The organism is Mycobacterium sp. E3247 (assembly GCF_001667785.1).
In the GTDB taxonomy this organism is placed as follows: Bacteria; Actinomycetota; Actinomycetes; order Mycobacteriales; family Mycobacteriaceae; genus Mycobacterium.
In genome coordinates, this window is the sequence record NZ_LZJG01000273.1 from 1 (window position 1) to 9,427 (window position 9,427).

The following is a 9,427-nucleotide window of genomic DNA, read 5'->3' on the forward strand; positions in this document are numbered from 1 at the left end:
AACATCGAGTACTTCCGGCCGACCGGGGAACCCGACGCCGACTACGACACCTACAAGCACCACCTGTAAAGGGCCTACGTATCAAATGAGCGCTCGCAACGTTGCGGTCGTCGGCTTCGCCCACGCCCCACACGTCCGCCGCACCGACGGCACCACCAATGGCGTCGAGATGTTGATGCCGTGCTTCGCCGAGCTCTACGAAGACCTCGGAATCACCAAGGCCGACATCGGCTTCTGGTGCTCGGGGTCGTCTGACTACCTTGCCGGGCGGGCGTTTTCGTTCATCTCGGCGATCGACTCGATCGGCGCCGTCCCGCCGATCAACGAATCACACGTCGAGATGGACGCGGCCTGGGCCCTCTACGAGGCCTACATCAAGCTGCTGACCGGTGAGGTCGACACCGCGCTGGTGTACGGCTTCGGGAAATCCTCGGCCGGGATCCTGCGGCAGATCCTGTCGCGGCAGACCGACCCGTACACCGTGGCGCCGCTGTGGCCCGACTCGGTGTCAATCGCGGGGCTGCAGGCCAGAATCGGGCTCGACACCGGGAAGTGGAGCGAAGAGCAGATGGCGCGTGTCGCCTTCGATTCCTTCGCGAATGCCCGCCGGGTCGACAATGTGGAGGGCTCGATCAGCGTCGCGGAGTTGCTCGAAAGGCCGTTCTTCGCCGAACCGCTGAGGCGCCACGACATCGCGCCGATCACCGACGGCGCCGCCGCCATCGTGCTTGCGGCCGGCGACCGGGCGAAAGAGCTTCGCGAAAACCCCGCCTGGATCACGGGAATCGAGCACCGCATCGAAAGCCCGTCGCTGGGCGCGCGTGACCTCACCGAATCGGCCTCGACCAAGGCGGCGGCTCAGGCGGCCACGGGCGGCAGGACCGACAAGCTCGACGTCGCCGAGATCTGCGCGCCCTTCACCCACCAGCACCTGATCATCGCCGACGCCATCCGGATACCGGGGCCGACCAAGGTCAATCCGTCGGGCGGCGCGCTGGCCGCCAACCCCATGTTCGTCGCCGGCCTCGAGCGTATCGGCTTTGCGGCGCAACACATCTGGAACGGGTCAGCCGAGCGGGTCCTCGCGCACGCCACCAGCGGTCCCGCGTTGCAACAGAACCTGGTCGCGGTCATGGAAGGAATGAACTGATGGCCGGTGCAGGGCCCAACCTCGCCGCGGTACTCGGTACCGGACAAACGAAGTACGTCGCGAAGCGACAAGACGTCTCGATGAACGGCCTGGTGCGCGAGGCGATCGACCGTGCGCTGGCCGACTCGGGCTCCACCTTCGACGACATCGACGCTGTCGTCGTCGGCAAGGCTCCTGATTTCTTCGAGGGCGTCATGATGCCGGAGCTGTTCATGGCGGACGCCATGGGGGCCACCGGCAAGCCGCTGATCCGGGTGCACACCGCGGGTTCGGTCGGCGGGTCCACCGGGGTGGTGGCCGCCAGCCTGGTGCAATCCGGGAAGTACCGGCGCGTCCTGGCGATGGCCTGGGAGAAGCAGTCGGAGTCAAACGCCATGTGGGCGTTGTCGATTCCGGTCCCCTTCATCAAACCGGTCGGCGCCGGCGCGGGCGGGTATTTCGCACCCCACGTGCGGTCGTATATCCGCCGTTCGGGCGCTCCGTTGAACATCGGCGCCATCGTGGCCGTCAAGGATCGGCTCAACGGGGCCCGCAATCCGCTGGCCCATCTTCACCAGCCCGACATCACCGTCGAGAAGGTGATGCAGTCACCGATGCTGTGGGACCCCATCCGCTACGACGAGACCTGCCCGTCGTCCGACGGTGCCGCCGCGGTCGTGATCGGCAATGAAGAGGCGGCCGAAGCCCGTCTGGCACAGGGACAACCGGTGGCCTGGATCCACGCGACCGCGCTGCGCACCGAGCCGCTGCAGTTCGCCGGCCGTGACCAGGTCAGCCCGCAGGCCGGGCGGGACGCGGCCGCCGCCCTGTGGAAGGCGGCCGGGATCACCAGCCCGATCGACGAGATCGACGCCGCCGAGATCTACGTGCCGTTCTCGTGGTTCGAGCCGATGTGGTTGGAAAACCTCGGTTTTGCGCCCGAGGGCGAGGGCTGGAAGCTCACCGAAGCCGGCGAGACGGCGATCGGCGGACGGCTTCCGGTCAATCCTTCCGGCGGTGTGTTGTCGTCGAATCCGATCGGCGCCTCGGGCCTGATCCGGTTCGCCGAGGCGGCCATTCAGGTGATGGGCAAGGGTGGCGATCACCAGGTGCTCAACGCGCGCAAGGCGTTGGGGCACGCCTACGGTGGCGGCTCGCAGTACTACTCCATGTGGGTGGTCGGCGCGGACAAGCCCACGCCGGAAAAAGTTCGCGCGTGACCAGCCGGCGACGATGCAGCGGGGGCACCCCCAGCCGCGAAGCGGCGAGGGGGACGCAGCGATGAGGTGGGGGTACCTCCCGCTTGCGGGGGAGAGCGGCGCCGATGGCTGAGCACCCCGCGCACGAGGCCGGCCGGCGCTCGCGCGAGGCGGTCATCGCCAGGGACAAAGACGCGTGGCTGGCGGTGTTCGCCGACGACGCCATCGTGGAGGACCCGATCGGGCCCTCGGCCTTCGACCCCGAGGGTAAGGGCCATCGGGGTCGCGACGCGATCTCGGCGTTCTGGGACAAGGCCATTGCGCCCACGATCAGGATCGAGTTCGTCTTCCGCGACACCTATCAGTGCGGCAACGAGGAAGCCAATGTCGGGCACATCCTCATCACCCATGGCGACTACCAGGTGACCGCGGAAGGCGTCTTCACGTACAAGGCCAACGACGAGGGCAAGATGACCGCCCTGCGCGCGTACTGGGAGATGGACCGCGCGGCCGCGTCGGCCCGAAAGGTCTAGAGCGGCTCGAGCCCGGCCAGGTGCCGCTGCGCCAGTTCGCGATACGCCTGCGGATTCACCTTGACCCACATCTCCGCGCCCGTTCCGGCAACCGGGCCCTTGATCTGCGCCGGCGCGCCGACCGCCAGCATCCCGGCCGGGATCTGCGTGCCGGCAGTCACCAGCGAGTGGGCCGCGATCAGGCTGCGCGCACCGATCACCGCGCCGTCGAGGACGGTTGCATGGTTGGCGATCAGAGCCTCGGACCCGACGTGCACCCCGTGGATGCAACACATGTGCGCCACTGTGGCGCCGGGGCCGATGTCGACCGGGATGCCGGGCGGCGCGTGCAACACCGACCCGTCCTGCACGTTGGCGCCCTCCCGCACCACGATGGGCCCGTAATCGCCGCGTAGCACGGTGTTGAACCACACCGAGGCGCCGGCCTCGACGACAACGTCGCCGATCAGGGTGGCGGTGGGGGCCACGAACGCGGTGGGATCGACCCGCGGCGCCCGCCCCTCGAAAGCAAACAGCGGCATCGTCTAGATATACCCCGCGCGCGCATGCCCGTCGGGAAAGCCCAGCCAGACTCGCCGTCATTGCGCGCCCCCACCGCAAAACTGTAACGTGTTCTAGTTAGAGGGCTCGCGACTTGGAGGTGACAGGTGAGTACCGACACCAAAGCGGTCGGCATCCGGGAGATCGACCCGGGTGCGCTGCCGACGAGGTATGCGCGCGGCTGGCACTGCCTGGGCGTCGCGAAGGACTTCCAGGACGGTAAGCCGCACTCGGTCGAGGCGTTCGGCACCAAGCTGGTCGTGTTCGCCGACTCTCAGGGGGACCTGAAGGTGCTGGACGGCTACTGCCGGCACATGGGCGGTGACCTGTCAGAGGGCACCATCAAAGGCGACGAGGTGGCCTGCCCGTTCCACGACTGGCGCTGGGGCGGTGACGGCCGCTGCAAGCTGGTGCCGTACGCCAAGCGCACGCCCAAGACGGCGCGCACCCGCTCCTGGACGACCGATGTGCGCGGCGGCCTCCTCTTCGTCTGGCATGACCACGAACAGAATCCGCCGGACCCCGCCGTCCGGATTCCCGATATTCCCGAAGCGGCCAGCGACGAGTGGACCGACTGGCGGTGGAACCGCATCCTCATCGAGGGGTCGAACTGCCGCGACATCATCGACAACGTCACCGACATGGCGCACTTCTTCTACATCCATTTCGGTTTGCCCACCTACTTCAAGAACGTTTTCGAGGGTCACATCGCGTCGCAGTACCTGCACAACGTGGGCCGGCCGGACGTCAACGACCTGGGCACCTCCTACGGCGAAGCGCACCTCGACTCGGAGGCGTCCTACTTCGGGCCGTCGTTCATGATCAACTGGCTGCACAACAGCTACGGGGGCTACAAGGCCGAGTCGATCCTGATCAACTGCCACTACCCGGTGACGCAGAACTCCTTCATGCTGCAGTGGGGAGTCATTGTCGAAAAGCCCAAGGGCATGGACGAAGCGATGACCGACAAGCTGTCGCGGGTGTTCACCGAAGGCGTCAGCAAGGGGTTCCTGCAGGACGTCGAGATCTGGAAGCACAAGACCCGCATCGACAACCCCCTGCTGGTCGAAGAAGATGGCGCCGTCTATCAGTTGCGCCGCTGGTATCAGCAGTTCTATGTCGATGTCGCCGACATCCAGCCGGAAATGGTGGAACGCTTCGAGATCGAAGTGGACACCACGCGCGCCAACGAGTACTGGAACGCCGAGGTCGAAGAGAACCTGAAGGCCAAAGAGACCGAAGACGTTCCCGCGGACCAGCACTGACGCCCATGCCCGACGATCAGCCGGCAGTTCCTGACGTCGATCGGCTCGCTCGGTCGATGTTGTTGCTGCACGGCGACGGCCACGATCACGACGACAAGCCCGCCCGCGACGGCGGCTCTGGATCATGGTCGAAGTCACGGGATTTCAGCAATGATCCGCAACGCGCCGCGGCCGTTGCCGAGGCCAGCCGCGCCGACCGGGAGCGCTACCTCAGCTCGGGGCTGCTGCCGGTGGACTGCCGGTTCTGCCATGTCACGGTCACCGTGCGCAGGCTCGGCCCGGGCCACACCGCGGTGCAGTGGAACACCGAGGCATGGCAGCGCTGCGCGCACTTCACCGAGGTGCGCAACTCCGGTGGTGATACCGCACGCACCCGCTCATGTCCCAAATTGAGCGACAGCATCGAGCATGCCGTCGCCGAAGGGTATCTGGGCGAGCCGGCGTCCGAAGAGGACTGATCTCTACAGCCCGGCGAACCGCTCCTTGACCTCGTCCGCGGTAAGCCCATAGTCGGCCAGCGAGTACTTGTGCTTCGGGGCTCGGGCACCGGTCTGGCTCTCGGCGTGGCTGTCCTCCATGGCCTTTCGGGCCTCATCGGTCAGCGTCAGGCCGAAGTGACCGTACACGTTGGCGACCGTTTTGAGCGGGTCGTCGATCAGATCGCGATAGTCGACATCGTAGAACTGAGCCGGGTTGTACTTGGCGCGTGCGCTATTGAACTGCCGTAGGCCACGCGACCAGGTTTCCATTGCGTCAGCACCGATCTGGGCGCCGGAGAAGGTCGTCGACCAGCCCTCGGCGGTGTGCTGCGCCAACGAACACATCGACGCCATGATCGTTTCCACCGGCCGGTGCGTCTGGATCACCATCGCGTCAGGATAGGTCGCCATCAACGCGTCCAGAGCGAACAGGTGGCTGGGATTTTTGAGGACCCAACGCTTTTCGACGTCGTTGAGCCCGATCAGCTGCAGGTTGCGGCGGTGCCGCTGATAGGACGGCGTCCAGTCCTGCCGCGACAGCCACTGCGAATAGGTTGGCAGGTGCGACAGCGTCTCGTAGGACACCGAATGCACCGACTGTCGCAGTAGCTGCCAGCACTCCTCCAGTTCGTAAGCTGCCATGAAGTGCAGGCCGGTGTAGTCCGGATTCTCCTCATGCGCCTGGTTGAATTGCGCGTTCAGCTGGCTGTACCACGGATTTGAGTCCCAGGTGTCGCGCGGCGGCCGCGGTTGCGGGAACTCGGCCAGCCACAGGTGCAGACCCTGATGAACCGGATCCGCGCCGAGCAGGCGGTGCAAGATCGTGGTGCCGGTGCGCGGCAATCCGGTGACGAAGATCGGCCGTTCGATCGCGACGTCGGCGTGCTGCGGGTACTGCTTCCATGCGGACTCGGAGAACAGCCGGGCGACCAGCGCTCCGCGCAGAAAGAACCGATTCATCTTGCTGCCCAACGGAGTCAAGCCCGCGTCGCGCCGGTAGGACTCCAGCAGCACCCCCAGCGCCTCGCGGTAGTTGTCGTCGTCGACGCCGAAGTCGTCGAGCCCAACGAGCTTGGTGGCCGACGCGTGCATGTCCTCAACGGTGCCGACGTCCGTGCGCTCTGCCATTAGGTGTGGTACTCCCCGCAGTTGACGTCCAAGGTCTGTCCGGTGATGCCGCTGGACAGGTCGCTGGCCAGGAAAAGGATCGCCGAGGCCACCTCGTCCTCGGTGGGCAGGCGCTTCAGGTCGGAATTCGCTGCGGTGGCGGCGTAAATCTGCTCGGCCGTGGTGCCGTACTTGCCGGCTTGGTGGTTGAAGTAGCCCTGCAGAGTGTCGCCCCAGATATATCCGGGCGCAACGGAATTGACCCGGATTCCCTGCTCGCCCAGTTCGGTCGCCAGCGAATGTGACATGGCCAGCAGCGCGGACTTCGCCATCTTGTAGGCGCCGTACTTCGCCTGCGAATGCCGGAGCACCATGGAGTTGACGTTGACGATCGAGCCCTTCGACTCGGCCAGCGCCGACGTGAAGCCCTGGATCAGCCGCAGTGCGCCCAGCGCGCTGAGTTCGATCGCGTCGCGGATGTGCTGAAAGCTGGTGCCCGAGAATGGTTTCAGCGACGGCACCCGGAACGCGTTGTTGATCAGCACGTCGACCTTGCCGTAGGCCTCCATCGTGGCGTCGACGAGGTTACTCACCTGGTCGTCTTCGGTGATGTCGGTGCGCACCGTAATCGCCCGGCCGCCGAGGTCGGCGATCTGCTTGGCGACGTCATCGAGACGCTCCGGGGTGCGGGCGGCCAGCACCAGGTCGGCCCCCTCTCGAGTGCACCGGTGCGCCAGCGTCGTGCCCAGACCGGGGCCGACGCCGCTGATCACCACTACCTTGCCATCGAGCAACTTCGTCATCCCAGCATCCTTGCCTGAATTTGTTGTTGGCGCTGCATAATTCGGGCGCGCCAGTCGTCCTCGGAGATCTTGTTGTGTTCGAAATACGGCAACGCAGCGGCTACCTTGTCGAGGTCGACGAGCTCGACGGTGGGACCGTCGGCCTCGGAGAGCTCACGCGACACGCGCTGCCAGCGGAACTGCAGGAAACCGCGCCGGTGGTTCAGGGTCTCGACCCAGTTGGTCACGCCCGGATTCTGGTCGGCGACCACGATGCGCACCTTGCCGTCCGGATCCGCCTGCGCCTGAGTGTTGTTCAGGGAGGTCTGGTGGTTGATGTAGTCCAGCGAGATGTACCACAGGCTGCCAAGCTGGAAGCCGAGGTAGGGCGCGTCGGAGACCGGGATGGTGATCACCATCGCTTGATCCGGTCGCAGGTCGAAGTGCCCGACCGACGAGTACTGGGTGGCCAGTCCACCCGGGGTCAGGCGTGGCGCCGTCAGGGTATTGACCGGAAGGTCGAGATAGAACCATTGCGGGAATTGCAGCCAGGTTTTCACCCGCTGGACGAGCTGCTTTCCCGCTGTGGCATAACGCTTTTCGATTAACGCGCGAGTCAACGGTGGCGGTGCAGTCCCCGCGGTGTCCGTCCGCGCGATGGCCAGCGTGCCGCGCTGCGCCGCCCAGTCGCCGTACACCTCCCGGATCACCAACTGCCCGGGGCTGGTGGGTGTCACCCGCCATTCGAAGCTGCCGTCGGGGGCGATCTCGAGTTCCCGGTCGTCGAACGCGGCCTGGCTGACCGGCACGAAGTCGTCGGTGTACTCGCCGCCGAGCAGCTGGAAGCTCAGGTCGGTCGTGGTCCCGCGCCGGCCGGTGACGACGTACTCGTGGTTGGCGTGCACCCGAGCGCCGAAGTACAGGGTGTCGGGGTTGTCGAGGCCCATCTTGGTGAACGGCCCGGTGCCCGACTGCAGGAACGGATGGTCGCGGTCGTAATCGACGGCGAGGTGTATGCAGGCCGAGACGCAGCCGGCCAGATACTGCAGCCCTTCGAGCAGGTCGGCTTCGGTCTCGATGAACGGCGCGTCGGCGACGAGCTTCTCGGCTTCGGCGATCGCTTGGGTGAGCGGGCCTGAAAAAGAATCTGTGAACACGCATAGACGCTAGAACGTGTTCTACTTTTTCGTCAATGGCGAACGTTCCCGCGCGTCCGCCACGGCGTTCACCGACGAGGCCGACTCACTAGGGCGCACACTGCTGCGACAGGTCGATCAGGTGCTGCCGGACGTCCGGATGCCGATTCAGGTAGTCCATGACGTTGCCGTTGCCGCCCTCGGCCTGTGACTTCGCCTGCAACTGCTGGTGGAGCGCGGGATGCTGCTTCAGGTACGAGTCGATCGAATTGCCGACGGTCTGATTGCACTGCGGAGCCGCGCCGGCTGTGCCCGCCAAAGGCACCGCGATCACCGCGGCGGCGGTAACGGTTAATAGCCGCCCGGCGAGCAGGCCGTACAGCCCGCGGCGACGGGCGCCGACTGTGTTGGATGTGCTCATGCGCGCCAGGCTACTCCCGGTTCCTTTGCGTCACCTGTGCGCTTCAAGGGTGGCTACGTGGCGGCGGCCGTACCGCTTTCTTGCTCGCGTTTGATTTCGAGTGCGATGTCGATGAGTTGGTCTTCTTGGCCGCCGATGAGTTTGCGTTGGCCGGCGCGGTGGAGGAGTTGGTGGGCGGGTACGCCGTAGCGTTCGGATTGGCGGATGGCGTGTTTGAGGAAGCTGGAGTAGACCCCGGAGTAGCCCATGATCAGGGCGTTGCGGTCGAGTAGGCATTCGGCGGGCATGGCCGGGGCCACGACTTCTTCGGCGGCATCAGCGATGTCGAAGAAGTCGATGCCGGTTTTGACGCCAATCTTGTCGAACACCCCGATCAGCGCCTCGACGGGGGCGTTGCCCGCCCCGGCGCCGAACCGCCGACACGAGCCGTCGATCTGCTTGGCGCCCGCGCGCACGGCCTCCACCGAGTTGGCCACCCCGAGGCCGAGGTTTTCGTGGCCGTGGAAGCCCACCTGGGCGTCGTCGCCGAGCTCGGCGACCAGCGCGGCCACCCGGTCGCGCACCCCTTCGAGGACCAGGGCGCCGGCCGAGTCGACCACGTAGACGCATTGGCAGCCGGCATCAGCCATGATCCGGGCCTGCTGCGCGAGTTTCTCCGGGGAGATGGTGTGGGACATCATCAAGAACCCGACGGTTTCCAGGCCGAGTTCGCGGGCCAGCCCGAAATGCTGGATGGACACATCGGCCTCGGTGCAGTGCGTGGCGATCCGGCAGATCGACCCGCCGTTGTTCTGGGCCTCCTTGATGTCCTCCTTGGTGCCCACCCCGGGCAGCAT

General features: G+C 65.9%; 11 protein-coding genes and 1 pseudogene. 6 read left to right on the forward strand and 6 right to left on the reverse strand.

Annotated features, from left to right (window positions below; translation table 11 throughout):
- Positions 1-85: 85 nt before the first annotated feature.
- From A9X04_RS15135 to A9X04_RS15145, 4 genes and pseudogenes are all read left to right on the forward strand, one after another.
- The gene (locus tag A9X04_RS15135; RefSeq protein WP_067921738.1) at positions 86-1,150 is read left to right on the forward strand and encodes a thiolase domain-containing protein; all 1,065 of its coding nucleotides are present in this window, start codon (positions 86-88) and stop codon (positions 1,148-1,150) included.
- Entirely contained in the window at positions 1,150-2,349 is a 1,200-nt protein-coding gene (locus A9X04_RS15140; protein ID WP_067921745.1) for a thiolase domain-containing protein, read from the forward strand. The genes A9X04_RS15135 and A9X04_RS15140 overlap by 1 nt, the downstream gene beginning before the upstream one ends.
- 4 nt (positions 2,350-2,353) lie before the next feature.
- Positions 2,354-2,449 (forward strand): annotated as a pseudogene (locus tag A9X04_RS32335) (hypothetical protein); the annotation flags it as partial.
- 4 nt (positions 2,450-2,453) lie between these two features.
- The gene (locus tag A9X04_RS15145; RefSeq protein ID WP_067921748.1) at positions 2,454-2,861 is read left to right on the forward strand and encodes a nuclear transport factor 2 family protein; all 408 of its coding nucleotides are present in this window, start codon (positions 2,454-2,456) and stop codon (positions 2,859-2,861) included.
- On the opposite strand, the gene A9X04_RS15150 is transcribed toward A9X04_RS15145, so the two are convergent.
- Positions 2,858-3,382, reverse strand: a complete 525-nt coding sequence (locus A9X04_RS15150) for a gamma carbonic anhydrase family protein (protein WP_066955234.1) — start codon at positions 3,380-3,382, stop codon at positions 2,858-2,860. The two genes, A9X04_RS15145 and A9X04_RS15150, sit on opposite strands and share 4 nt — an antisense overlap.
- 126 nt (positions 3,383-3,508) lie before the next feature.
- Here A9X04_RS15150 and A9X04_RS15155 point away from each other — a divergent pair, with 126 nt between their 5' ends.
- Positions 3,509-4,666 (forward strand): Rieske 2Fe-2S domain-containing protein, encoded by a 1,158-nt coding sequence (locus A9X04_RS15155; RefSeq protein WP_067921751.1) that lies wholly within the window; start codon positions 3,509-3,511, stop codon positions 4,664-4,666.
- A gap of 5 nt (positions 4,667-4,671) precedes the next feature.
- The gene (locus tag A9X04_RS15160) at positions 4,672-5,124 is read left to right on the forward strand and encodes a hypothetical protein (RefSeq protein WP_067921753.1); all 453 of its coding nucleotides are present in this window, start codon (positions 4,672-4,674) and stop codon (positions 5,122-5,124) included.
- A gap of 3 nt (positions 5,125-5,127) precedes the next feature.
- On the opposite strand, the gene A9X04_RS15165 is transcribed toward A9X04_RS15160, so the two are convergent.
- From A9X04_RS15165 to dmpG, 5 genes are all read right to left on the reverse strand, one after another.
- The gene (locus A9X04_RS15165) at positions 5,128-6,273 is read right to left on the reverse strand and encodes a sulfotransferase (RefSeq protein WP_067921755.1); all 1,146 of its coding nucleotides are present in this window, start codon (positions 6,271-6,273) and stop codon (positions 5,128-5,130) included.
- A complete protein-coding gene (locus A9X04_RS15170; protein WP_067921758.1) occupies positions 6,273-7,055 on the reverse strand; it encodes an SDR family oxidoreductase in 783 nt (260 codons plus the stop codon). The genes A9X04_RS15165 and A9X04_RS15170 overlap by 1 nt, the downstream gene beginning before the upstream one ends.
- Complete coding sequence (locus A9X04_RS15175; RefSeq protein WP_067921761.1) at positions 7,052-8,191, reverse strand: hypothetical protein; 1,140 nt, start codon at positions 8,189-8,191, stop codon at positions 7,052-7,054. Before A9X04_RS15175 ends, A9X04_RS15170 begins: the two co-directional genes overlap by 4 nt.
- Before the next feature lie 88 nt (positions 8,192-8,279).
- Positions 8,280-8,591, reverse strand: coding sequence for a hypothetical protein (locus A9X04_RS15180; protein ID WP_067921764.1), 312 nt, complete (start codon positions 8,589-8,591; stop codon positions 8,280-8,282).
- 53 nt (positions 8,592-8,644) lie between these two features.
- On the reverse strand, positions 8,645-9,427 hold a 783-nt coding region (dmpG, locus tag A9X04_RS15185), incomplete at its 5' end, for a 4-hydroxy-2-oxovalerate aldolase (protein ID WP_067921767.1).

Bases quoted from the DNA above. Each gene is read 5' to 3' on its own strand.
- A9X04_RS15135 (WP_067921738.1), top strand. From the start codon at position 86: ATGAGCGCTCGCAACGTTGCGGTCGTCGGCTTCGCCCACGCCCCACAC.
- A9X04_RS15165 (WP_067921755.1), bottom strand. From the start codon at position 6,273: ATGGCAGAGCGCACGGACGTCGGCACCGTTGAGGACATGCACGCGTCG.
- A9X04_RS15170 (WP_067921758.1), bottom strand. From the start codon at position 7,055: ATGACGAAGTTGCTCGATGGCAAGGTAGTGGTGATCAGCGGCGTCGGC.
- A9X04_RS15180 (WP_067921764.1), bottom strand. From the start codon at position 8,591: ATGAGCACATCCAACACAGTCGGCGCCCGTCGCCGCGGGCTGTACGGC.
- A9X04_RS15140 (WP_067921745.1), top strand. From the start codon at position 1,150: ATGGCCGGTGCAGGGCCCAACCTCGCCGCGGTACTCGGTACCGGACAA.
- A9X04_RS15145 (WP_067921748.1), top strand. From the start codon at position 2,454: ATGGCTGAGCACCCCGCGCACGAGGCCGGCCGGCGCTCGCGCGAGGCG.
- A9X04_RS15150 (WP_066955234.1), bottom strand. From the start codon at position 3,382: ATGCCGCTGTTTGCTTTCGAGGGGCGGGCGCCGCGGGTCGATCCCACC.
- A9X04_RS15160 (WP_067921753.1), top strand. From the start codon at position 4,672: ATGCCCGACGATCAGCCGGCAGTTCCTGACGTCGATCGGCTCGCTCGG.